The sequence below is a fragment of the Aquirufa sp. ROCK2-A2 genome (genome assembly GCF_054558485.1).
In genome coordinates, this window is record NZ_JBPXKA010000012.1 from 1 (window position 1) to 23,599 (window position 23,599).

Sequence of the window (23,599 nt, forward strand, 5' to 3'; positions counted from 1 at the left end):
ATAACCATGCATATTGCCTTCAATTAAAACCTATTAATCCCGAACAACCAAGAAATAAATTATTAACTTTAAACTAAATAAACCTGAAAGTTGAAAGAAAAGTGACAACCAAATTCAGGCAAGTACAAACCTATTACCTATTACCTTTTACCTATTACCTTATACCTTTTCCCTATTGCCTCAAATCTGAAACTCATCTATCCATTTCACAATGGCTAAAAAGGGCATAGATAAATATTTACGGACACGTAAGTATTTTTTGCGGGGAATGAGACTAGCTGGCTTAATGTAATAACAAGGAAAGGTCTTGTATTTATTATGTCCATTTTTGATTAATGTTTGTGCGTATTCATCAAAGACAGATGCGACGTCCCCTTTTTCCACAAAATCATATCGATTTTGATAACTCGATATTTGAGTAGGTTTACTTGGATTATACCCAGAAAAATGGAAAAATATCAATGGGAATTCGTTATTCACGAGATAGCTTCCTCCATCTGTATTTAGGCTTCGTTCATGCAAATTCCAATAGGCCATGTTTAAGCCTTTGTGCCGACTCACAAAAACATCTTCGTAATAAATAGGAGCATAGTTCACCCAATTTTGATCAACAAACATTCCATGCGCTAAATCAATATAACAATGATCGTACAAACGATCTGCCCACCAATTCAAAAATGACATGGTATTTTCAGTTCTTTTGGTTCCTAAAAATCCTAAATTATACATTCCCGTATTTAATAAATCGCGCTCTTGTGGAGTATTCTCATCCGGGAAAGGACTCAAAATATGGGGAGTTAAAAACAAACTGTTATTTTCTAATCCTTTCTCTATTTCTGTCAAAGCTTGAAAAACAATGATATCTGGATCAAAATAATGTAAGATCTCGATTTCAGGATATTGATTGTATAAATAAGCTAAATAGAATGGCTTTACGGCTGTATTTAATTCGGTGATGTTGTAACGCTCACACATAGTTTCGAAATCCGGAATTCCGATTGTGTGTAATTCAATTAAGCTATATTGGGGTAATTGTTCGGCATGAATGCTGGATTGATCCAATCGATCCACTAATCCAATCACAAAATCATATTCTGGATTATGTTCCAAGAGTGAATCTCCCAAGGATTTGGCTTGTGCCAAATAATTGATTGAACAAATTGTTAAAACTACCTTTTTTTGCATATGAATTATTGAAGGCGCAATTTCGGTAAATTATCTTAATTGTTGTCGCAAAGGCACCAAGATTTTATTTATTTACCTCATTTGTGATTTGGTCATACCTCTTGCCTCATTTCAGACTGCCATAAATAATATTCTCAATTTTCTTGCTTATATCTCCATGAGAATTGGGTGTATGTTGGGTCATAATTAACACAATCATTTTTTCTTTAGGATCTGCCCAATAGGTCGTTCCATAATATCCTCCCCAAGAAAAAGAACCTTTGGACCGCGATTGAAGGTTCGCGCTTTTTTCAGAAGTAAGCATAAAACCTAAGCCAAAATTATCATCGCCCAATAACCCTGGAGCCAATTGCGGACTAAGCATTAACTCGGCAGTTCTTCTACCAATGATTTGTTGACCATTGTATTTTCCTCCATTTAAAATCATTTGAAGAAAAATAGCATAATCGAAAGTGCTCATAGAAAGGCCCGCTCCGCCTGAAAAATAAGCTTTTTTATCCAATGGATAATTCGGATTGATGTTTCGGAAGGTGGGTGACCAAGGGATAATTTTGCCATTTTCCTCGGTATAAACTGTCGCCAAACGACTACCTAATTCGGAAGGAAGATTGAAAAAAGATTCTTTCATTCCCAATGGTTCAAATATGTGTGCTTTGAAATATGCGTCCAAGGTTTTGCCAGAAATAACTTCTATCAAGCAACCTAATAAATCCGTATTCAATCCATAGGTGAATTTTTCTCCCGGTTGATGAGCTAAAGGAAGTGTTCCCAACACTTTCATTTTCGCTAACAAAGTCGCATTCATTTTTCCTAAACCTGAAGGGATATCTGCTTTGGCATATATTGCTTTCATTTTTTCCGAACCAATGGCGGTATAATCAATGCCGGAAGTATGTGTTAATAAATCACGAAAAGTGATTTCTCTTTTTGCAGGGACGGTAGTATAAGAAGAATCTGCTGGATTAAAATCTTTTAGAACGGTTGGATTTTTAAATTCAGGAATGAAATCAGACACTTTTTGGTCTAAATTCAACTTTCCTTGTTCGAATAATTGTAGGATCCCTAAGCTAGTGATGGCTTTGGTCTGGCTCATGATTCTGAAAATCGCATCTGCCGGCATGGGCTTTTTGGTGGCTAAATCGGCATAACCGTGTCCTTTGTAGTGTACCAATTGATTGTCTTTTACCACCAAAGTAACCGCACCGACCAAATGGTTTTTCTCGATATAAGGCCGAATAACCGAATCAATATGCGATAAATGGGCATAATTAATATGCGGGTTATTTTTAATGAGGGCGGGGGAAAGGGTTTGTCCGAATAAGGATACGGACCAAAGTAATAAGCAAAAAGTCAAGAAGTTTTTCATAAGAAAGAGGTTTAAGAATGTGATTCTATCAATCATTAATTAAGCTAATTTAAGATAATTTTTGATTTCAATCATACCTCTTTAGGTGTATCATTCCATAAAATCATATTGAATGGTGAGGTAGAATTTGAAAAAAATATTAGTATTTTTGACCTAAATTAAGATTCACATTTTTTAAATCGGTCAAAGCAATTTAAACACCCAACCATTAATAAACATGCAACTAACCATTAAAAAAGGCTTATACCTGTCACTATTATTTATCTTCATTGGCTTATTCAGACAATTATCTTGGCATAACAATTGTTTCAACGTAGACGAATTAGAATGGCTTTATTTATTGGAGCGAATCAAATACAATCCCTTGCCTTTTGAAGGATTTACGGCACATACATCGGGTCCATTGTCTATTTATTTCTTATCCATTATCAATTTATTTGTTGAAAATCCTACCTTAAAAAGTTTGCGAATTTTTCAATTTGTCGTTTGTATCATTCCTTCAATGCTAATACTTCATAATTCCATATCCAAACAAGGGAAATGGTTGGGCGTATTTGTCTTGTTTTTGTTTTTTATTACCTGTGATTTCCCGGTTTCTAACGATCTTTTAGCCTATAATACTGAATATCAAATTCTGTTATTTACGGCTATCATTTATTATTTACAAAAGGACCAAGATCCACATATTATAAAAATTTTGATTACGAGTTTTTTAACCATTAGTCTTTTTTTAGTAAAAAGCCAGGCGATCATTTTTGCCGCTTATTTTAACCTAATTTACTTTATTCAGTTATTCCTCATCAATAAAAGAAAATCCTATTTATTGATTTTATCGACTCTCCTGACATTGGTTTTCTACTATCTTTTATTTGATCTATTAGGCGTTTTGGATGGATTTTATCATGAATATTTATTTAAGAATCTGCTTTATTCTAAACTAGAAGAGATCAATTATATTACTCAAATACTTGCTTGTATAAAATTTATCACCACAAATTTGCTCTTTTTTTGGTTGTTATTTTTTATTATTTTGGCCATTACTTTATGGTATTATTTAAAGGGTAAATTGATAAACCCCATTTCAAAAAACTTCATTCGTTCCCTTCTATTTTTCTTGATATCCTTACTTACCATTTATATTTCAACAAATAATTTTGTACACTATAAAATATTATTATTTATCCCAATGAGTCTGTTGATTGGTGAATTAGCACATCTAATCGATATTAAATCCATTCAACTGAAAGTTGCTTTTGTTTCTATTTTAACCATCCTTTTTGTCTTACTTAATTCTCCCATATATTTAGAAATAGGTCGAAAATTGAAGAAAAACAAATTAGCAGAATTTCAATTAAGCATAGGGGAGCATTATTTGTATTTCCCAAGCTGCTATTACTTTGATAAGCCCCAATTGGTGATCAATAAATCCGAAAGGCAAGAAGTCATGTCTTTTATGACAAATGAACTTAAAAAAACGAATAAGGATCAAAATAAAATTTTTATTATGGGATGGTTTGTCGCACAAGGATTTTATTATGAACTATTAAAATATAGTGTCCCCATTAGCAAATCCGCACAAAACCATTATTTAATGGATTTTTATAATTACAGTGAATGGGCAAAATATAAAGTGGAAGAGGAAAAGATATTACATGAATTAAAGAGTGATAAGCCAAAATGGATCATTGATTCAGAAGAGATTTTAATTCACTTACAAAAATTCCCTATTCGTAAATACATTACGGCAAATTATCAAATTGCCTTACAGACCAAAAGTATTACTGTTTATCAATTAAAAGGGGAGGTAAAATAGCTTGGCCCTAAAACAAAAAATCCGCTGAGGTGAGTCAGCGGATGATTGTCGATTTTTGTACCTGGGGCGGGAATCGAACCCGCACGAGCGTTTCGGCTCACAGGATTTTAAGTCCTGCGTGTCTACCAGTTCCACCACCCAGGCGTCCCTGAAACTTAAAAACACCTTGCGGTGTTCTAAGTTGAGCGAAAGACGGGGTTCGAACCCGCGACCTCGACCTTGGCAAGGTCGCGCTCTACCAGCTGAGCTACTTTCGCTTATTGTGAGTGCAAAATTAAGATACTTTATTCTTTTATGCAAGTCGAAAAGCAAAATTTCTGTTAATAATTCTATAATTTTGTGTTTTCAACAAAAGATATGAACATTCACAAGCTAGACCAAACTGACCATAAATTACTGGAAATCCTTCAACATAATGCTAAAATTACCAACGCACAATTGTCGAAAGAAATAGGTCTTTCTCCTGCACCCACCTTGGAGCGTGTTAAAAAATTAGAAAGCCTTGGCATTATTCAAAGCTACCATGCTCAAGTGAGTCGTGAAAAGGTAGGCTTAGGGGTAACTACCTTTGTGACAGTCACTTTAACTGGCCATAAAAAACAAGTAACGGAATCTTTTGTGCATCAAATTAATCAAATTCCAGAGGTAATTGAATGTCATCACGTGACTGGAGCTGGTGATTTTATGTTGAAAATTATTTCGAAAGATATCTCCACATATCAAAAATTAATGCTTGAAAAAATCAATGAAATCGAAGAGGTTTCTGCTACTTCCACCATGGTCATTTTATCTACTTTTAAGGAAAGTAAAATTTTACCAATTCCTTGATTTTAGAAGAGATAGGTGATAGGTAAGAGGTAAAAGGTAATAGGTAATAGGTAAGAGATTAATAATTGGGAAATTCAACCCTTAATTCGCATTATTTGTGATTAGTTATTAGGTATTAGTGTTTAGTGAAAGTTTCCTATAACCTACTAACTATTACCTTTTACCTATTACCTTCTACCTATTACCTATTCCCTCTTAAAGTCTATTCATAAACTGTGGTATCATCCGATTTTTCCATTCGGTGAAAGTTCCTTGTTGAATTTGCATCCTAGCTTCACCTACCATCCACAAGTAAAAACGCAAATTACATACACTAGCAATCATCGCTCCCAACATTTCTTCACATCTATTCAAATGCCTCAAATAGGCTTTCGTATATTGACCATGGGCAGTACCTTCAAAAGCTGGGTCAATCAATGAAAAATCATTTTTCCACTTTTCATTTTTGATATTGATAATGCCTTGCGTAGTAAAAATAGTACCATTTCGAGCATTTCTAGTTGGCATCACGCAATCAAACATATCTATTCCCAATCCGATTCCTTCCAAAATGTTGGCTGGAGTACCTACGCCCATCAAATAACGGGGTTTGTCTTTGGGCAAAATATCGGTTACTTGATCCGCCATTTCATACATGTCTTCTACGGGCTCTCCAACAGACAAGCCACCAATGGCATTGCCAAATGCTTCTTTGGAAGAGATGTATTCTGCAGAAATTTTTCGTAAATCTGGAAATACACTTCCTTGAACGATGGGAAATAGCGCTTGATTGTACCCATATTTGGGCGCTGTTGCATCAAATCTCGTTATGCAACGATCTAGCCAACGATGCGTCATATCCATCGATTTGCGCGCATATTCGTAAGTGCATGGATATGGAGTACATTCGTCAAAAGCCATGATGATATCCGCGCCTATGATGCGTTGGGTATCCATGACAGATTCTGGACTAAAAAAATGAATACTTCCGTCGATGTGCGATTTAAATTTGACGCCTTCTTCTTGAATTTTACGGCCGGCACCTGCTAAAGAATAAACTTGGTAACCACCCGAATCGGTTAAAATGGGCCCCGACCAACCATTGAATTTGTGCAATCCGCCCGCATTTTCCAAAACTTCTAATCCCGGCCTTAAGTACAAATGATAAGTATTCCCCAAAATAATTTGCGCTTGGATTGGATCAGTTAATTCGGCAGTGTGTACTCCCTTAACAGTTCCAGCGGTACCGACAGGCATGAAAATGGGGGTTTCTATTACCCCATGGTCTGTGTGTAATTTACCTGCTCTGGCTTTTGATTTGGCGTCTGTATGATTGATTTCAAATTTCATACCGCAAAGGTAAGAATTTAGAAATTACTTAGCTTCAATCTTTTTCTGTAGTTCGAGTACCAAAGTCCTTAATTCATAGAATTCTTTTTTGGTAGCAAATCGATAAGCCTCGGTGTCCAATTCTTCTTCTAATTGTTCAAAAGAACTTCTATTTGTTCGATATAAAATATCCGCTAAATCAAATGTTAAAATGTCTGCTATTTGCTTCATACGGGATAAAGTGGGATCTGTTAAACCCCGCTCTATTTTGGAATACGCCGAAAGAGTTATTTTCATTTTTGAGGAAATATCTTCTTGGCTCATTCCCTTTTTGATTCTTAATGATTTGATATACTTCGCAAAACTGTTCACCATCATGTAAAATTGATTGTCTAACACCCAAATGAATAAAAAACAACCTTGGGGAATAAACTATTCCAAATAGTGGTTTTTTAATCCTTAAAAGAATAAAAGCAAGATAATAAATTGTGGAAACTTGAACGTATGTAAATATACGTAAGCTTGGAAATAATATCGATTATTGATATAAAGGAACAGAAAATGAAACGTTAGCGCCAAAGGTGTTTTTGGTCAACCAATCTCCTAAGTCACAACCAAAATTAACTTTCAAGATGCTAGTACCATAAAATTCTACTTTTCGCTTCCACTGTAAACCTAATGAATATTGCCTTTTGGAAGAATTCCATAACTTTCCATAATTTCCAAATGAGTTGGTCATGCTCAATCGCAATAAAAAATTATCTTCCTCCCTTTGGTATTCGGTAGCAAGATAAAAGGCCTCTACACGATTATTATCAAAATATGTTTTATTCGTTTTATACAAATCAGTTTCTGAATCTAAGGTAATAAAAGGGGTGCCAATTCCTCGGCCCAAATGAGTCCAACCATCCGAAAAAATTCCATTGTTAAAATAATTATCTACGCCTCTTTTAAAGGGAATATTTGGTAAAAATACCGCTCCACCTTGCGAACTGGTATTGAGGTATTCCAATGTAAAATGCAATAATCCTTGTTTCTGATTGCTAGAAAATGATATCCCATGTAAACCATCTGAAATATTATTGCCGTAATACAAAGATCCATCCTCATAAACACTTTGACGATACATTAACAACTTTCCTACATTGGTTTTTACCTCCATCCCAACATCCACGGAACCCAAGTGATTTCCCAAACGATTTCCTCCATCATTGGCCCCATAGGTAGTCGTATCGGAGCCAATAGCTGCTAATGATTGACCCGAGATGATATAAAAATAATCTTTTAAATTCACTTGGCCTTTGTTCCAATACCACTGAACTTGATGATTAATTCCTCCATAAAGTTTAACTGGCCATTCAGGGCGACCAATTCGTCCATAAAAGGACTTTTGATGCAAAAATGACCCTTTTACATCTGTTCGCTGATTCGCTATATCCAAATAACCATGCGCAAAATTTCCTTTGAAAGAGAACATTTCACCAATAGGATAATAATAATCGCGAACAACAATATCAATTTTGGGAACAGGCAAGGCATTTCCTGCCCAAATGTAAGATCCTGATGAATGGGTGGAATCTACCAATCCTTGTATGTCCTTTTTCCGACCAATAACAGCTTCAAAAATACCATAACGACCTTTGACATAAATTTCAGGCAAAATAAGGGCCAAATTATTTCCGCCACCCTGAATATATCGTGCAGATACACCAAAACCAAAATCGTATTTTTTCTTAAAGCGTTTTTTTGTCTTCACATAATCCGAATAATAATCCACTTCGGCAAATGAATACGTGCCAGAAATGGGTACAGACCCCCATTGATTGGATTTTAACCAAAATGGCGTATAATCGCCAGAGGAAGCACCCACACCGATTGAGATAGAAGATTGTATGGGCCGGTCTTCATTCCACTGTGCAAAAGATTGCATCGAAAAAGTACTTATGAAAATAAGCATCAACAACCTTCTTAAAAAAGATTTACCCGCTTGATTAAGCATTAACTTTCCTCTTTATTTAATTTAGCAACCAATTCAAAACCTAAACTTTTGACGAATAATCGAACTTCATTTTTATTTTTAAAAGCAATAACTTCAGCCGTTTGACCCATCATTGCACCAGAATCCAAGGTAATAAAATCACCTACTTTTATGGATTTTGAACTGGTTTCTACTTCTGAATGCTCCGCTAAAAATGATTGAATTAATTTAATCTCATCATCTTGTACAACTGCAGGTTGATGCAACCAATAAACAAAATTAACCACACCAATGGTTTGGCGTACTAGAACATTTTGAGTAGAATAATTGATATTAACAAAAACATACGATTTGAACACAGGCTCTTCCACCCATTTTTTCCGATCAGACCATTGTTTTTTTTGTTTTATAATCGGGCAATAACACTCTATACCTTGAACAAGTAATCGCTCTGCGACCTTCTTTTCCATTCTGGATTTCGTGTACAAAGCATACCAAGCCATGTTTGTTTTGTTTACAATGTGAATAACTTCACATCTGAATCCATCATATCTTTCACCAATGCCGGTAAATCATATTTTAATGTCCAACCTAATTTTTCTTTCGCTTTTGTCGGATCACCAATCAATAATTCTACTTCCGTTGGTCTAAAATAACGAGGATCAACACTCACGATTTCTTTTCCTATTTCCAATTGATACAATGGATTATGACAAGCTTTTACCTTGGCTATTTCATTGACACCCTCTCCAGAAAAGACTAATTCAATACCTACTTCCTCAAATGCCATTTTCACAAAATCGCGAACGGTAGTTGTAACTCCCGTAGCTATAACATAATCCTCCGCCACGTCTTGTTGCAATATCAACCACATTGCCTCTACATAATCTTTGGCATGACCCCAATCTCTTTTGGCATCTAAGTTCCCTAAATACAATTTTTCCTGCTGACCTAAGGCAATTTGGGCCGCAGCTCTGGTAATCTTTCTCGTCACAAATGTTTCTCCACGATACGGCGATTCATGATTAAACAAAATACCATTGGTCGCAAACATACCATAAGCTTCCCGGTAATTGACCGTAATCCAATACGCATATAACTTAGCAACAGCATACGGAGAACGTGGATAAAAAGGAGTTTTTTCCGACTGTGGCACTTCTTGAACTAATCCATATAATTCGGATGTAGATGCTTGGTATATTCTAGTTTTTTGAGTTAAACCCAATAAGCGGATCGCTTCCAAAATACGCAAAGTCCCTAATCCATCTACTTGAGCGGTATATTCAGGTTCATCAAATGAAACCTTCACGTGAGACATCGCTCCTAAATTGTAAATTTCATCGGGTTGAACCTCCTGAATTATGCGTATAATATTGGTCGAATCACTCAAATCACCATAATGCAAATGAAAATTCGATGAATCTACATGCGGATCTTGGTACAAATGATCAATGCGTTGGGTATTGATTAAGGAACTTCTGCGCTTAATACCATGTACAACATATCCTTTTTCTAACAATAATTGAGCTAAATACGCTCCATCTTGTCCGGTAATTCCTGTAATTAATGCTACTTTTTTGGTTGAATTCATCATTTTTTTAAAATCACTTCCATTAAAATGGATACAAGATTCAAAAATACTAAAAAATATAGACAGAGTGCACACCTATTGCGTTTAATTATATAAGGGTAGTATTTGCGATTCGTATTTAGCGTAAATAATTTTCCTCTTCAGTTTCAAAGTTGGTGTCAATTCGCCATCTTGAATGGTGAATAATGCTGGCAACAAAACAAATTTTTTGACTTGTTCATATTTAGCAACACTGGCCATTGTGCCCTTTACTTCCTCTTCCAACAAAGCGATAACCTGAGGGTTATTGATCATTTCCAAATTTGTTTCAGAAGCAATTCCATGTTGTTTACACCACACCTTTAAAGCTAAAAATTCAGGAATTATTAATGCCGATGGAAATTTTTGACCTTCGCCAACCACCATGCATTGTTCAATAAATGACGATTCTTTTAACTTATTTTCAACCAATTGAGGTGCCACATATTTTCCGCCTGAGGTTTTGAAAATTTCTTTTTTACGATCCGTAATTTTTAAATATTTTCCATCCACCATCATTCCAATATCTCCGGTATGAAACCATCCTTCTTTGTCGATAGCCTCGGCTGTAGCTTCTGGATTATTGTAATATCCCTGCATGATCGAATCGCCTTTCACGCAGATTTCACCATCCTCGGCAATTTTTAATTCTAAACAATCCAACAAGGTACCTACGCATCCAATTTGAAAATCGGGAGGACTCACTTGCGAAACAGAAATAACCGGTGATGTTTCCGTTAATCCATAGCCTTCGGAAATAGGTATTCCCGCTGCCCAAAAAACACGAGATAAACGAGGTTGCAAAGCCGCAGATCCAGAAGTAATTAATCGAATGTTTCCACCCAAAGCTTCTTTCCATTTACTGAAAATCAACTTGCGATATAAACCTAATTTTATATTATCCCAAAATCCCAATTTTACCATGGGATCATATTGTAAACCAAATTCAACAGCGCCAAAAAACAAGCTTCGTTTTAAACCAGTTAATTCATTGCCTTTGGCCATTATTTTATCAAATACTTTTTCCAATAATCGAGGAACTGTCGCAAACATGCTAGGACGCACCTCCCTGATATTATCTGCAATGGTTTCCATGCTTTCTGCATAATACACCGAAACGCCGTAATACATGTATAAGTAAATGTCCGTTCGCTCATAAATGTGACACAATGGCAAGAAGCTTAATGCTTTATCTCCATCGTATAATTCGAAAAATTTACCACGAACCAAGGATTTTACATTGCTGACAATATTTTTATGTGTTAACATCACTCCTTTGGGACGACCTGTGGTTCCAGATGTGTAAATCAAGGTCAATAAATCGTCTGCCTTAACATTTGCTTTCAATTCATCCAACACAGAAGCATCTTTTCCTCCTCCCATGTCAATTACTTCCGTCCAATATTTGGACCCTTCTACGGAATCAAACGTAAAAATTTCTTTGATTTTGTCATTTCCTTTCGCAGCTTCCCTCGATTTATTCAACAAATCCTCATTTTCCGCAAAAATGATTTTCACTTCCGAATCTTTGAAAATAAAGGCGTAATCTTCAACTGTTATCGTCGGATACATGGGAACAGAAACCCCACCAATAATTTGAATGGCAAAGTCGACAAAATTCCATTCCGGACGATTAGAAGAAATAATAGCCACTTTATCATTGGGCTTAATTCCTAATTCTAGTAAACCAAGTGCTAAATCATTGATGATATTTAACGTCTCCGATGCCGAGTAATTTTTCCAAGCACCATTGGTTTTTTTATTCAATAAATCTGGTATTTGTACATTTGAATAGGCTTTCAATAAATCAAATACACGCTCTAGTTGTTGATGTTCCATAGTTGTATAAACTCAATATAATTCCAAAGTTATGAAAAGGCTCATACCAATAATAGAACATTCCAATTATTTTTTTGTAAGAATTTTATGGCGCTACTAAATTCCGTCTAATTTCTGTTTGAAATAAACTGGTCGGGTAATTTTGAATGAATTGCTGACAAAGATTTTTATCTGCAAAATTGCTTAGAACTAAATACCTGTATAATGCGTCATCAGCATATATATCGGAAGGAAAACGCTTCCAAAGTGTATAAAATAACTCTTTTGCCTCCTCGTATTTTTTTTGATTGAGTATTCTTTTGGCTTGTAAAAACAACACATCGTCTTCTAAACTCGACTTTTCTGCTTGTTTAGCAAAAGCCCATAAAGCTTGATCTGCTTCGACAACTTTGTTTTGTTCATACAAGAATTGAATGGTTGAAAATGCTTTTAAATTTTGTTCGAGTGAATCAATACCAGTATTGTCTTCAATCACCCATCTTAAATTCAAGGCATCATTGGCAATTTCTTTTTGGGTACTTTCTTTTAAAATGTCCAACAAATCCTTGGCCAATTCAAAATCTCCCGTGAAATAATAAATTTTTGCTTTTTTTAATTTTGCTTCATAAGCGATTGGACTATCCTTCGATAATTTTTCAACTTGAGATAGTAGAATTAAAGCGTCGTATTTTTTTCCTTGGTTAACATATTCATCAGCCAATAACATTTTTGATTGAGCTTCCTGATTCGTATTTTTTTCTGTCAAACGATCATTGCTATCTAAATAGTCGTCGGTAGAAGTTTTATGATCAGTCGCAAGAATCGAAAAACGATTCCATCTAGGAATTTGATTGGAGTTTGGATACGAGCGCATCAGATAATCGAAGACCTTTTTTGCTAATTCCCATTGTTCGGCATCCAAAGATATTTGACCAAATCTACTGATCATTTGTCCCAACTGATTCAAACGTTTATCCAAAGACCTCACCTGAATCCATGCTTTTTCAAATTGCTGATCGGCTAGATACACCTGATACAAAAGTTCACTATACACCGGTTCATCTGGAATTCCTTGGATTTTTTGAATCAACACCTTTTCTAAAACCGACGTTGGAATTTCTTGATCAATTAAATGATTAACAAAATCTAAGGCCTTGGTAAAAGAGCCTTCGATAATAAAGTTATCCACATTCTTTCCACAATACAGAATCCATTTTTCTGTTAAATTAACCTCATTTAAATAATTATATGCTTTTTTGGTAAATAATGTACCATTTTTGGAAGAAGTATTGAACAATTCTTCCAATGATTTTTCTTGTTTATTTACATTCTTTATCGATAAAGCATGTTTAAACTCATCTATGGTTTTTGAATCCAAATTTGATTCAACAATCTGTTGAGCAAACAAATCATTCCAACTCAAAAGCGCCAAGAATAAAAATAGATATTTATTCATTTTCAATTTTATCCACATCGTATAATTTAAAAAAAAAGAATTTTTAAAATTTAATCTTTTTGTTTCTATTTATTGTTTCCTGTGGATTTGTGGATAAGTTGATTTTTAGTTTGTAATTGATTAAAAATCAGGATATTATTTTTTCTATTTATGCTTTTTAATTGTGTATAATTATCCACATTTCTGAGGATAACTTTGTGGTTACCCACATCATGTGGACTCGAGTGTTAATTGTTCACACGAGTGTTCATTTGCTGTGTACAAATTGGAGGTTTATCCACAGCTTATCCACATTATTTGGAGGTATTTATCAACAAATCTGTGATTTGAAAATTCGCTTTGATTTTGATCTTATTTTCCATAAAATAGATGTTTTCAGGTTTTTCTCGTTTGATAAAATTACCGATGTCCCAGCTATTATTATGATTTTTATCTTCGATAGCGCGAATGATATAAATACCAGGTTCCACGTGTTTAAAGCTAAAATCCTTTGAGGTTACCATTCGATATTCCAAATCATTGTTATTCGCATTTAATACTTCAATAATGTACTGCGCTTCTTTAATGGGATTACTAATTCTTCCCTCCAGTGTGCCATAATTTTCCAGATCTTGTCTTTCTACCTTTTGGGTATAAATCGCACTTGTGTCTGATTCTATGTTAATAAAAGCACCTTTATCGATCTTTATTTCAAATGTATTTTTTTCTGGTAAATAAAAGGTAGGCAAGGTTAATTCATTGTTAAAGATATTCCAATGGTAATATTCGTTGGGAATGATAAAGGTTTCGTTTTCCTCTTTCACTATTTTTATTTTGCTCAGATCGTACTGCTTAATTGGTTTATCAAAAACGAAGACTATCGAATCAGTTGGAGATATCAATTTTCCTAAACTTGGTTTTACGTCAAATTTTACCGGATTAATAATAACTTTCTCTTTTTTATTGATCTCACGGAATTTCATTTTTAGATCAAATGGATAATTCCGATCTAAGGAATCTGTTAATGTGAGTTTTATAAAAAGGGTGTCCTTTTTATCAATGTTATCGACATAATAACGAAGATTTTTCCCTCCTTCCAATTGGTAGACAGGTACAGGCCCTTTTTGTTTATTGGTAATTTGTACTTTTTTGATTCCTCGGTTGTATTCGTAATAGGCTGTTTTAGCGGTGGTTGTTACCTTTACTTGTTTAAGTGGGTCTAAATTTTGTAAGCTTACTTTGAAGTTTTGTTCAATATTGGATGTTAATTGTATGAAAGGTTCTGTAATAAAATCGACCTGTTCTTTGCTAGAATTCAACAGTAGATTATTATTTATGTCTTCAAAAGCCGCCAGGTAGTATTTCCCAGCGGCTATATTTTCTAGCATATAATTGCCAGAGGTATCCGTTTTGGTAAAATAATACGGTTTTGCTTTATCAATTCTAAGGGTATCATTCCAAGGATAAAGTCCGACCAAGATATTTTCCATTTTTTTATTCGTTTGAAGATTTTTCACATTTCCTTTGATGTAAAGGGAATCAATTAAATCGGAGGTACTAAATACGAGTTTGATATTTTTGCCTGGATTTCTTTCCGATACATCTTCAATGGCATTTCTAAAATTGAATGTATAAGTGGTGTTTTCCTTCAAGGCACTGTCTAATAGGATGGTCACTCCATTGGGTTTCACTTTGGTTTGATAAAAGCCAACATTGGGGGTAATCAATAATTCTTGGTTGATATTTTTTAGACCGATGTATTCGTTGAAAAGCAATTCGATTTTTTTGCCTTTGTAATTTTTGCTTTTGTTTAATGGGATGGATGAAATAACTTTTGGTGCCAAGGTATCTTTTTTTCCTCCAGGAGGCGAAGCCATTTGCGCACAATTTTGAAACAGCCCAAGAGCTAATGCAAAAAGGATACTTGTCAGAAAAAAGGATTTTTTCAAAAGTTTATGCATGTTCTAAAATATATAAATTACTGGAATAATTTCCGGTTTTGATATAGGCTTGGATATTGGATAACAAACCAATAACGAAGGACGAAATGATTTTCTTGTTTCCATATTTGTATTGATTGCTTAATAATGCAATATAAAAACTATCAAATATTTGCCCTTTGCTTTTGATCAATTTGAATCCATGCTGATGAGCTAAGATTTCAAGAGTCTTTGGATTGAAATGATAAATGTGTCGTGGAACATCATAAGCCGCCCAATGCTCTTGGAAAACTTCTGCATCGTAGCTTAGATGATTGGGTAAGGCAAGCAATAGTTTTCCTGTTGGCGATAGTTGCTGTTGAAAGAATCTGAAATATTCTTCCAATTCATACACATGTTCCAACACATGCCACATGCTGATCAAATCAAATGTCTCGTCTTTATGAATATTTTCAATACTTGGGTGAATGGCTTGTTGCAATAAATCACTCGCTCGGTTTGCAGTTTCTGGATCCAACTCCATGCCTGTAATTGACCAACCTCGTTCTTTGGAAGCATGAAGAAAATGTCCATTGCCACATCCAATATCTAGCAACTTTTTATTTCCTTTTTTATAAGGCTCAATCCAATTGGTTTTTTGTCTTAATGTAATTTTTCTTACTTGGTGATATAATTGATTGATAAAACCTTTTTGTGTATTGCTGTGAGAAATATACTCTTCTGATTGATAATATTTGCCTGCTTCATTTGCTTTGGGTCTTGGATTGGTAAAACGCAATTGGCATGATTGGCATTCAACAATTTCGAATATTTCATGAGTAACGGTATAATCTTTGGCACTTAATACCGTGTTGAAATCTGGGTTACCGCAAGAAGGACATTGACTTAATTTCTCCATAATTATCTTCCCATGAATAAAAGTAAGATGGAAATATCGGAGGCGGAAACGCCAGATATTCTACTTGCTTGTCCTATGGTTTGAGGTTTAATCGATTTTAATTTAATTCTAGATTCGGTTGATAAGGTTTTGATTTTATCATAATCGAAAGTAGCTGGAATGTGTAAATCTTCCATGGACTTCATTTTGTCGACCATGATTTTTTCCTTGGCAATATAGCTTTCGTATTTGACAACAATTTCCACTTGTTCAATTACTTCTTGTGAAAACTTTTCTTGGATATCGGAAACGGTGGAGTGTTCTAACAATGTTTCAAAAGACACATCGGAACGTTTTAATAAATTGATGAGGGGTGTCCCCTCTTTGATGGCTGCTGTACCTTGAGTTTCTAGCCAATCGTTTATTTCAGTCGGCTTGATCTTCCGTGTTTTAATTTCTTGAATCAGTTCGGCAACTTCTTCTTTTTTCTTTAGGTAGACATCCAAACGGTCTTTTTTTGCCAAACCTAAAGCATAGGCTTTTTCGGTTAGACGCTCATCTGCATTATCTTGTCGGAGCAGTGTTCGGAATTCTGCCCGAGAAGTAAACATACGATAAGGTTCATCTGTTCCTTTGTTGATTAAGTCGTCTATTAACACACCGATATAGGCATCGGATCTGGAAAGCGTAAATGGATCTAATTCTTGAGCAGTTTGGTGTGCGTTTATTCCGGCCATTAATCCTTGGCAAGCGGCTTCCTCGTAGCCTGTAGTGCCATTGATTTGTCCAGCAAAAAACAAGCCTTTTACCAGCTTGGTTTCCAAGGTCGATTGTAATTGGGTTGGCGGGAAATAATCGTATTCGATGGCATAACCTGGTCGAAACATTTTGGCTTTTTCAAATCCGGGAATTAGGCGGATTGCTTCAAACTGAATTTCTTCTGGAAGGGAAGTTGAAAATCCGTTAACATAAATTTCCACCGTGCTCCACCCTTCTGGTTCTACAAATATTTGGTGGCTATCTTTATCGGCAAAGCGATTGATTTTATCTTCTACAGACGGGCAATATCTTGGACCAAGGCCTTTGATTCTACCAGCAAACATGGGCGATTTATCGAAGCCTTTTCTCAATACATCATGTACTTTTGAATTGGTATGAGAGATCCAGCAAGAGCGCTGTTCTTGAATGGGAGTTTTACTTAGGTAAGAAAAACTACTCGGATTTTCGTCTCCCTTTTGTTCTTCCATGGCTGAGTAGTCGAGGCTCCTTCCATCTACTCGAGGAGGTGTACCTGTTTTCATTCTACCGGATTCAAAACCTAATTGAACCAATTGTTCGGTTAATCCAATGGCCATAGGCTCTGCCATTCTTCCTCCCCCGAAACTCTTTTCGCCAATATGAATTAATCCATTTAAAAATGTGCCATTGGTTAATACTACGGATTTGGCAAAATAGGTCATGCCCATTCGAGTAATGACACCTTTGATTTGTCCCTTATCGACGATCAATTCTTGTACCGAATCTTGCCAGAAATCGACCAATAAATTTTGCTCTAATACCATTCTCCATTCTTCTGCAAAACGCATGCGATCTGATTGGCATCTGGGCGACCACATGGCTGGGCCTTTTGAACGATTCAGCATTCTAAACTGAATCATTGTTTTGTCGGAGATCAATCCAGACATACCCCCCATGGCATCTATTTCTCTTACGATTTGCCCTTTCGCTACTCCACCCATGGCTGGATTACAAGACATTTGAGCGATCGTCTGCATGTTCATTGTAATAAGCAGGACACTCGACCCCATTTGAGCCGCAGCGTGCGCAGCTTCACAGCCAGCATGTCCAGCACCCACTACAATTACATCGTATTTATTTTGCATGTTCATTTATGTTTCACGTGGAACAAATTCCTAGACAGCGAATTTGAAATATAGAAATCTTCTTTTTCTGTCATCTGTGCTTTATCTTCTTTTTTCTTGTCCTTGTATCCCAACAAATGCAATAGCCCATGAACCATTACTCGGTGCAATTCGGTTGTAGATGTACCAAGCTTCTCGCCATTTTCTTTAACTCTTTCGCAGGAAATAAAAATGTCTCCCTCAATGATTTTGCCATCTTCCGAATTGTCGAAAGTCACAATATCAGTTAAGGTATCATGGTTTAAGTACTCCTTATTAATTTCCAACAAATAGGCGTCGGAACAAAAAATATAATTCAATTCCCCAATGTTTTTCCCTTCGTTTTTTGCAACGGACTTTAGCCAAGCCTTGTGCTTGTTCTTGTCGGGCAAGGAAAATGAGATGTCTTCAGTACTAAAAGTTATCATAATATTTTACTAAACCGCGAATTTACGAAAAAGCATCCTCGAAATGCTCAATTTTATAAGCTTGTTGTAAAAAAGTAATCGCAATTGCATCAAAACGAATTTCTTGCTTCCATTTTGTTTCATATTGATAGGCATCTGCTGCTTGAAACAAGAGGTGCGTTTTTTCACTTGTTATGTTGGTTTCAGGATGACCAAAGTCTACTTTTTTCAACGATTTGACTTCCACAAATACCAAAAAAACTCCCTTTTGGGCGATGATGTCCACCTCTGCTTTTCCATTTCTATAATTGGTTTCAACGATTTGATAACCCTTATTTTCCAAATACTTTGCAGCAATTTTTTCTGCCTCCTTTCCTTGTTTGATGTGTTTAGCCATAGCAATTCTTTTTTCAAATCTACTAGATGGGTTTTCTATTGACTAACAGTTTATTGATAAAGCGGCAACGAGAATCAACATATCAACAACTTGATAAATTTTCAAATGTTTCACGTGAAACATATTCTTCATTCTTATTGTTTGGTCATTCTTGTATATTTGTTTTTTGATTGATTAAACCCTGGTCTCTTCTTCCTTTACTGATGTTGCAAAATAAAAAAGTTGAATTTATCGATTTGTCCACCATTGCTTATCAAGAAGCGTGGGATCTACAAGAAGCCTTGTTGGCTAGGACTTCCGCGATTAAATTAGGCAATCGTAATGTGCAAGAAGAGCTTAAAGAGCGCACCTCCAATTACCTGTTGTTTTGCCAACATCCCCATGTGTATACCTTGGGTAAAAGTGGCGACATCTCTCATTTGTTGATGCAAGAAGAATTTTTATCCAGCATTGGAGCTAGCTTTTATAAAATTAATCGTGGTGGCGATATTACTTATCATGGGCCAGGCCAACTGGTTGCTTATCCTGTTTTCGATTTAGAAAACTTTTTTACGGATATACATTTGTACCTACGAACGTTGGAAGAAGCGATCATTTTGACATGTGCAGATTATGGTTTAAATGCAGGCAGAATCGAAGGACTAACGGGAGTTTGGATCGACCCACTTTCAGATATGACTCGTAAAATATGTGCATTTGGAGTGAAAGCATCTCGCTGGATTAGCATGCATGGTTTAGCATTTAATATAAATACCGACCTAAGTTATTTCTCACACATTGTCCCTTGTGGCATTGCAACCAAAGGCGTTACTTCTTTGTCGAAAGAATTAGACAGAGCAGTTGATGAAAATGAGGTTAAGAAAAAGGTTTTAGGGCACCTTAGTAATTTGTTTGGTTTCGAAATAGTGAATGTTTCACGTGAAACATTGGAAAAATTGTAGTGTAGTAATGGAATTATTAAAGAATTTTAAGAGCACCTTGTTTATCGACATCGAAACAACGTCTGAATATGCGAATTTTTCCCAACTTTCGGATAAAAAGAAAGAATTGTGGGTAAAAAAGGCAAAGAATCTGCTGAATGTGGATACCGTTTCTTTCGAAGACCTGTATTTTGAAAGAGCTGCATTGTATGCTGAATTTGGGAAAATCATCGTCATAGGAATGGGGTTTTTCTATTTGAATGCTCAAAAGGAAATGTGCTTAAAAGTTAAAACCATCGCCAATACAGACGAAAAATTGCTGTTAGAAGAATTTATTTCTTTTGTGAACAAGACTTATAAATCGAAAGAATTAACGCTTGTAGCGCACAATGGAAAGGAATTTGATTTTCCGTATTTATGTAGAAGAATGTTGGCTAATCAATTAGTTATACCGAAATCTCTGCAATTACAAGGCAAAAAACCATGGGAAATTAACCATCAAGATACGCTGGAGCTTTGGAAATTTGGCGATAGAAAGGCCTATACTTCCTTGGAATTATTGGCGGAAACGCTAAATGTGAAAGGTGCTAAATCGGATTTATCCGGGGATAAGGTGAATGCGGTGTATTATTTAGAAAACGATTTAGCACGAATTGCGGCCTATTGTTTAGAAGATGTCATCATTGTGGCCCAATTATATTTACGGTTTAATTTCCTTGATTTAATTGAGCCACAGAATATCATTAAGTTGTAAAAATTATATAATTTTAGCTGGATTCCCGAATACCCTCTTCGAACTAGGTACATTTTCTATTACTACGCTTCCCGCTCCTACTGTTGCGCTTTTTCCAATTTTCACACTGCCGACAATCGTCGAGTTGATGCCCACAAATACATTGGAATCAATTTTGGCTTCTTTACCTACTACAGTGCCGGATCCAATTTGACTATAATCATCCAAAATGGCTCCTGTTTCAACAATTACACCAGCTCCTATGATACAGCTTTCTCCTATTTTAGCTTCGGGAGAAATGATGCTGCCTGCTCCAATATAGGCGCCATATCCTAGGTTTTTGCTATCTGATATTTGCGCACTCGGATGAATGGCATTCACAGGTTTTACTTTTCTGTCTTCTATGATGGTTTCAATCATTTTTCTTCTTTCTACGGGATTGTCTAAGGCCACAAATACATTGCAATTTTTGCCTATCAAGCTCCAAAAAGTATCGTCTTCTGTATTCCCTAGCACCGGAATTTCACCTACCGAAGTGTCTTTTTTCTTCGGATCGTCATCTAAAAATCCGTAAATAACGACATTGTTTTTCTCAAATATATGTGCTACTTCTAAGGCAAATGGATTTACTCCAATAATAATTACGGGTAATGATGTCATATGTTTATTGTATTTTATTTGTGTATTCTGATAATTGAAAGGCTATTTTACCATTTTGATGAAAAATTAATTCCGCGTATTCTGCGAGTAGTTCTATTTTTTGCTGATCCAACAATTGAAAATCTGAACCATTTATTTCCGTTAATCCATATAAATGACTCATATCTCCAATGTCTTCTAATGTCCAGGAATAGGCAATGGAATGATTGTCCCCTGCCGTTTCTTTTAGTTTGATCACTAAATCCCCTCTTTGTTTTTGATCTTTCGTTAAAGGAGCGTTCGTAATTTTTATGTCTACGATGTATTTTTCATTGGTCGGCAATTCATGATATAAGTCCAAAATTTCTCCTTTCCACTCCTCTTTAGCTATAGCCATAAAGGCATCTAATAACATACAAGAGTTGTATTTTCGTAAAATTTGCTTTTCTAAATCCCATCCAGCGCCGCCTGATTCAATCAATAATAAGCCATAATTTCTCGACTGGAATGTGTCACCAAATGCTCTTCTTTCGTATTCATCTGACCATTTGGCAATTTGATTTCCTAGGTACGGTTTTAATTGATGAGTTAATCTATTTGCTAATTGAGCCGCTCTTATTCTTGAGTGTGTCCAAGTGCCTTCTTCATCACCCGAAGTGGCGAGAAAGGCAATATGTGTTTGGTTGGCGGTATTTCCAGTTGAATATAATCTATTTTGGTCGTGTAAATTAAATGCAAAATCGGGCTTTATTTGGTCTGCCCAATCAGACAGTATTTGGGCCTCTTGGGTATACATTGTTTGGGCATCCCTGTTCATATCTATTCCTACAGCCGTTTCTCTTTGCCATTTATTGGCCCCATCTGGGTTTAATCGAGGAATAATATGAATACTTACTTTTTGATGTAATATTTGCCTATATTCCACAAATTGTTGGCCGTTTTGAGATAAAAAAAGCATAATATCTGCTATTGCCATCGTAGCTGTAGCTTCGTCGCCATGCATTTGTGACCAAGCCGCAATTTTGATGGGACCTTCCCCGAATTTAATTTCACGAATTGGTCTTCCTTCAAAGGATTGACCGATTTCTTTTATTTGAAAAAGCGAATTTTGCGCCCATTCTTGCATTAATTCTTCCCAAGTTTCATCAGAGATTCTTCTTGATTTTATTCTCGTTTCTAAAAACGAATCATAGTGTTGTAAGAAAGTAGTAAACATCATCAATACAGGGGTTTTGGAATGCTTGAATTCCAAATTTGAGATTTAAATATTCCTTTTTTGCCGGATATATACATAACAAGTAAAGTACAAATCAAATAACAAATCGCGGCATCTGTGCCAAATAATTCCATTCCCATGCAAGTTGCTGCGAGGGGTGTTTTGCAAAGTCCACCGTACAAACTGGTAAAACCTATTCCTGCTAAAAGTGGTAATGGTATATTCAAGAGTGGATAAAAACTTGCTGAAGCATGTGAGCCTATTAAAAATATGGGCGTCGCTTCACCACCTTTAAATCCAAGTCCCAAACTTAGTAAAGTGGCCAACGATTTTGTCAGTGAAAATTCAATGGGTGGAAACTCATGGAAGGGCCTCACTAAAAATTCAGATCCCAATCCAATACTTTCATGAAAAATGGGAAATTGGAAAAGGACGAGTAAAATAAAACCAGAAACTAGGCCGCGTAGATAGAAATTTCTAGGTAATTGGTCGAAGGCTTTTGAAATAACGGATTCTAAGCGCGTATAAAGAAAGCCAATTATACCTAAAATAAGGCTAATACATAAAATAGAGGCACAAAATGTGGTAGAAATGCTTGGCAAAAAAATGTGTGGGTAAAGTGCATGTTTTGTGCCGTACACGTGGAGACTCGTCCAATTGGCTAAAAATCCAGCAAGTAAACAAGGAATTAAATCACGAGAGTTTATTTTTCCAACTTGAGATATTTCCAATCCAAAAAATGCACCTGCCAAAGGTGTTCCAAAAACAGAAGCAAACCCAGCGGATATCCCTGCCCGAATCCAAGTGTTTTTTTCTTCTTCATGGATGTAGAAAACTTTTCCCAACAAAGATCCAAAGGACCCTCCCATTAATACCGCCGTTCCTTCTCTTCCAACAGACGCTCCCACGAGATGGCTTAACCAAGTGGAGAGAAAAATGAATGGACCTACTTTTGTGTCAACTGTATGATTGGGGGAATTTAATTTTTCCACTAAATCATTTGTGCCCGTTTTGGCGAATAAAAAATTCTTTTGGTATAAACAATGTAAACCTATTCCAAGTACGGGCAAAAAATACAGCAGCCAATGGTTGGATTCTCTAACCTGTTTGATCTCATCCAAACCCCATAAAAAAATGGAGGAAGCCGTTCCCATCGTAATAGATAGAGCCAAAAGAATCCAAATTCGGCGAAGCCAAATGTTCTGCATTATTCTCAATGGATGATTTTG

21 protein-coding genes and 2 tRNA genes are annotated in these 23,599 nt (G+C 35.7%); 4 read left to right on the forward strand and 19 right to left on the reverse strand.

Features of this window, described 5'->3' with window-relative positions; translation table 11 throughout:
* Positions 1-180 precede the first annotated feature (180 nt).
* Complete coding sequence (locus V7S76_RS12395) at positions 181-1,185, reverse strand: glycosyl transferase (RefSeq protein ID WP_459510443.1); 1,005 nt, start codon at positions 1,183-1,185, stop codon at positions 181-183.
* Between the two features lie 106 nt (positions 1,186-1,291).
* Positions 1,292-2,551 carry a serine hydrolase domain-containing protein gene (locus V7S76_RS12400; protein WP_459510444.1) on the reverse strand — a complete coding sequence of 420 codons (1,260 nt, stop codon included), beginning with the start codon at positions 2,549-2,551 and terminating at the stop codon, positions 1,292-1,294.
* 217 nt (positions 2,552-2,768) lie between these two features.
* Here V7S76_RS12400 and V7S76_RS12405 point away from each other — a divergent pair, with 217 nt between their 5' ends.
* Positions 2,769-4,364 carry a hypothetical protein gene (locus V7S76_RS12405; RefSeq protein ID WP_459510445.1) on the forward strand — a complete coding sequence of 532 codons (1,596 nt, stop codon included), beginning with the start codon at positions 2,769-2,771 and terminating at the stop codon, positions 4,362-4,364.
* A 58-nt stretch (positions 4,365-4,422) separates the two neighbouring features.
* On the opposite strand, the gene V7S76_RS12410 is transcribed toward V7S76_RS12405, so the two are convergent.
* A tRNA-Leu gene (locus V7S76_RS12410) sits at positions 4,423-4,508 on the reverse strand.
* A gap of 40 nt (positions 4,509-4,548) precedes the next feature.
* A tRNA-Gly gene (locus V7S76_RS12415) sits at positions 4,549-4,621 on the reverse strand.
* A 100-nt stretch (positions 4,622-4,721) separates the two neighbouring features.
* Between V7S76_RS12415 and V7S76_RS12420 the strand changes: the two genes are divergently transcribed.
* Positions 4,722-5,192, forward strand: a complete 471-nt coding sequence (locus V7S76_RS12420; RefSeq protein ID WP_459510446.1) for an Lrp/AsnC family transcriptional regulator — start codon at positions 4,722-4,724, stop codon at positions 5,190-5,192.
* Between the two features lie 195 nt (positions 5,193-5,387).
* Here the strand turns inward: V7S76_RS12420 and tgt are convergent, their stop codons facing one another.
* The 12 genes from tgt to V7S76_RS12480 form a co-directional block, all read right to left on the reverse strand.
* Positions 5,388-6,521, reverse strand: coding sequence for a tRNA guanosine(34) transglycosylase Tgt (tgt, locus tag V7S76_RS12425; protein WP_459510447.1), 1,134 nt, complete (start codon positions 6,519-6,521; stop codon positions 5,388-5,390).
* A 24-nt stretch (positions 6,522-6,545) separates the two neighbouring features.
* Positions 6,546-6,878, reverse strand: coding sequence for a helix-turn-helix domain-containing protein (locus V7S76_RS12430; protein WP_459510448.1), 333 nt, complete (start codon positions 6,876-6,878; stop codon positions 6,546-6,548).
* A 160-nt stretch (positions 6,879-7,038) separates the two neighbouring features.
* Entirely contained in the window at positions 7,039-8,499 is a 1,461-nt protein-coding gene (locus V7S76_RS12435) for a capsule assembly Wzi family protein (RefSeq protein WP_459510449.1), read from the reverse strand.
* The gene (locus V7S76_RS12440; RefSeq protein ID WP_459510450.1) at positions 8,499-8,981 is read right to left on the reverse strand and encodes a UpxY family transcription antiterminator; all 483 of its coding nucleotides are present in this window, start codon (positions 8,979-8,981) and stop codon (positions 8,499-8,501) included. The genes V7S76_RS12435 and V7S76_RS12440 overlap by 1 nt, the downstream gene beginning before the upstream one ends.
* Positions 8,982-8,992: 11 nt before the next feature.
* Entirely contained in the window at positions 8,993-10,072 is a 1,080-nt protein-coding gene (gene gmd, locus V7S76_RS12445) for a GDP-mannose 4,6-dehydratase (protein ID WP_459510451.1), read from the reverse strand.
* An 81-nt stretch (positions 10,073-10,153) separates the two neighbouring features.
* Positions 10,154-11,926 carry an AMP-dependent synthetase/ligase gene (locus V7S76_RS12450; protein WP_459510452.1) on the reverse strand — a complete coding sequence of 591 codons (1,773 nt, stop codon included), beginning with the start codon at positions 11,924-11,926 and terminating at the stop codon, positions 10,154-10,156.
* Between the two features lie 85 nt (positions 11,927-12,011).
* Entirely contained in the window at positions 12,012-13,361 is a 1,350-nt protein-coding gene (locus tag V7S76_RS12455) for a tetratricopeptide repeat protein (RefSeq protein ID WP_459510453.1), read from the reverse strand.
* A gap of 293 nt (positions 13,362-13,654) precedes the next feature.
* A complete protein-coding gene (locus V7S76_RS12460; protein ID WP_459510454.1) occupies positions 13,655-15,217 on the reverse strand; it encodes an Ig-like domain-containing domain in 1,563 nt (520 codons plus the stop codon).
* A gap of 76 nt (positions 15,218-15,293) precedes the next feature.
* Positions 15,294-16,178 (reverse strand): class I SAM-dependent methyltransferase, encoded by an 885-nt coding sequence (locus V7S76_RS12465; protein ID WP_459510455.1) that lies wholly within the window; start codon positions 16,176-16,178, stop codon positions 15,294-15,296.
* 2 nt (positions 16,179-16,180) lie between these two features.
* Positions 16,181-18,040 carry a tRNA uridine-5-carboxymethylaminomethyl(34) synthesis enzyme MnmG gene (gene mnmG / locus V7S76_RS12470; protein WP_459510456.1) on the reverse strand — a complete coding sequence of 620 codons (1,860 nt, stop codon included), beginning with the start codon at positions 18,038-18,040 and terminating at the stop codon, positions 16,181-16,183.
* A 2-nt stretch (positions 18,041-18,042) separates the two neighbouring features.
* Positions 18,043-18,486: an rRNA maturation RNase YbeY gene (gene ybeY, locus V7S76_RS12475; RefSeq protein ID WP_459510457.1), complete on the reverse strand. Its 444-nt coding sequence runs from the start codon at positions 18,484-18,486 to the stop codon at positions 18,043-18,045.
* Between the two features lie 22 nt (positions 18,487-18,508).
* The gene (locus V7S76_RS12480; RefSeq protein WP_459510458.1) at positions 18,509-18,862 is read right to left on the reverse strand and encodes a YraN family protein; all 354 of its coding nucleotides are present in this window, start codon (positions 18,860-18,862) and stop codon (positions 18,509-18,511) included.
* A gap of 203 nt (positions 18,863-19,065) precedes the next feature.
* Here V7S76_RS12480 and lipB point away from each other — a divergent pair, with 203 nt between their 5' ends.
* Positions 19,066-19,803 carry a lipoyl(octanoyl) transferase LipB gene (lipB, locus tag V7S76_RS12485; RefSeq protein ID WP_459510459.1) on the forward strand — a complete coding sequence of 246 codons (738 nt, stop codon included), beginning with the start codon at positions 19,066-19,068 and terminating at the stop codon, positions 19,801-19,803.
* Positions 19,804-19,810: 7 nt separating this feature from the next.
* Complete coding sequence (locus V7S76_RS12490) at positions 19,811-20,536, forward strand: 3'-5' exonuclease (RefSeq protein WP_459510460.1); 726 nt, start codon at positions 19,811-19,813, stop codon at positions 20,534-20,536.
* Positions 20,537-20,539: 3 nt separating this feature from the next.
* On the opposite strand, the gene V7S76_RS12495 is transcribed toward V7S76_RS12490, so the two are convergent.
* From V7S76_RS12495 to V7S76_RS12505, 3 genes are read right to left on the reverse strand one after another with little or no spacing between them, the layout of a single operon-like run.
* Positions 20,540-21,175 carry a NeuD/PglB/VioB family sugar acetyltransferase gene (locus tag V7S76_RS12495; protein WP_459510461.1) on the reverse strand — a complete coding sequence of 212 codons (636 nt, stop codon included), beginning with the start codon at positions 21,173-21,175 and terminating at the stop codon, positions 20,540-20,542.
* A gap of 4 nt (positions 21,176-21,179) precedes the next feature.
* Positions 21,180-22,373: a M14 family zinc carboxypeptidase gene (locus tag V7S76_RS12500; protein WP_459510462.1), complete on the reverse strand. Its 1,194-nt coding sequence runs from the start codon at positions 22,371-22,373 to the stop codon at positions 21,180-21,182.
* Entirely contained in the window at positions 22,373-23,578 is a 1,206-nt protein-coding gene (locus V7S76_RS12505; protein WP_459510463.1) for a chloride channel protein, read from the reverse strand. Before V7S76_RS12505 ends, V7S76_RS12500 begins: the two co-directional genes overlap by 1 nt.
* Positions 23,579-23,599 lie beyond the last annotated feature (21 nt).

Excerpts from the sequence above, each read along its gene's own strand:
- V7S76_RS12395 (WP_459510443.1), bottom strand. The coding sequence starts at position 1,185 with ATGCAAAAAAAGGTAGTTTTAACAATTTGTTCAATCAATTATTTGGCA.
- V7S76_RS12400 (WP_459510444.1), bottom strand. The coding sequence starts at position 2,551 with ATGAAAAACTTCTTGACTTTTTGCTTATTACTTTGGTCCGTATCCTTA.
- V7S76_RS12405 (WP_459510445.1), top strand. The coding sequence starts at position 2,769 with ATGCAACTAACCATTAAAAAAGGCTTATACCTGTCACTATTATTTATC.
- V7S76_RS12420 (WP_459510446.1), top strand. The coding sequence starts at position 4,722 with ATGAACATTCACAAGCTAGACCAAACTGACCATAAATTACTGGAAATC.
- tgt (WP_459510447.1), bottom strand. The coding sequence starts at position 6,521 with ATGAAATTTGAAATCAATCATACAGACGCCAAATCAAAAGCCAGAGCA.
- V7S76_RS12430 (WP_459510448.1), bottom strand. The coding sequence starts at position 6,878 with ATGATGGTGAACAGTTTTGCGAAGTATATCAAATCATTAAGAATCAAA.
- V7S76_RS12435 (WP_459510449.1), bottom strand. The coding sequence starts at position 8,499 with ATGCTTAATCAAGCGGGTAAATCTTTTTTAAGAAGGTTGTTGATGCTT.
- V7S76_RS12440 (WP_459510450.1), bottom strand. The coding sequence starts at position 8,981 with ATGGCTTGGTATGCTTTGTACACGAAATCCAGAATGGAAAAGAAGGTC.
- gmd (WP_459510451.1), bottom strand. The coding sequence starts at position 10,072 with ATGATGAATTCAACCAAAAAAGTAGCATTAATTACAGGAATTACCGGA.
- V7S76_RS12450 (WP_459510452.1), bottom strand. The coding sequence starts at position 11,926 with ATGGAACATCAACAACTAGAGCGTGTATTTGATTTATTGAAAGCCTAT.
- V7S76_RS12455 (WP_459510453.1), bottom strand. The coding sequence starts at position 13,361 with ATGAATAAATATCTATTTTTATTCTTGGCGCTTTTGAGTTGGAATGAT.
- V7S76_RS12460 (WP_459510454.1), bottom strand. The coding sequence starts at position 15,217 with ATGGCTTCGCCTCCTGGAGGAAAAAAAGATACCTTGGCACCAAAAGTT.
- V7S76_RS12465 (WP_459510455.1), bottom strand. The coding sequence starts at position 16,178 with ATGGAGAAATTAAGTCAATGTCCTTCTTGCGGTAACCCAGATTTCAAC.
- mnmG (WP_459510456.1), bottom strand. The coding sequence starts at position 18,040 with ATGCAAAATAAATACGATGTAATTGTAGTGGGTGCTGGACATGCTGGC.
- ybeY (WP_459510457.1), bottom strand. The coding sequence starts at position 18,486 with ATGATAACTTTTAGTACTGAAGACATCTCATTTTCCTTGCCCGACAAG.
- V7S76_RS12480 (WP_459510458.1), bottom strand. The coding sequence starts at position 18,862 with ATGGCTAAACACATCAAACAAGGAAAGGAGGCAGAAAAAATTGCTGCA.
- lipB (WP_459510459.1), top strand. The coding sequence starts at position 19,066 with ATGTTGCAAAATAAAAAAGTTGAATTTATCGATTTGTCCACCATTGCT.
- V7S76_RS12490 (WP_459510460.1), top strand. The coding sequence starts at position 19,811 with ATGGAATTATTAAAGAATTTTAAGAGCACCTTGTTTATCGACATCGAA.
- V7S76_RS12495 (WP_459510461.1), bottom strand. The coding sequence starts at position 21,175 with ATGACATCATTACCCGTAATTATTATTGGAGTAAATCCATTTGCCTTA.
- V7S76_RS12500 (WP_459510462.1), bottom strand. The coding sequence starts at position 22,373 with ATGATGTTTACTACTTTCTTACAACACTATGATTCGTTTTTAGAAACG.
- V7S76_RS12505 (WP_459510463.1), bottom strand. The coding sequence starts at position 23,578 with ATGCAGAACATTTGGCTTCGCCGAATTTGGATTCTTTTGGCTCTATCT.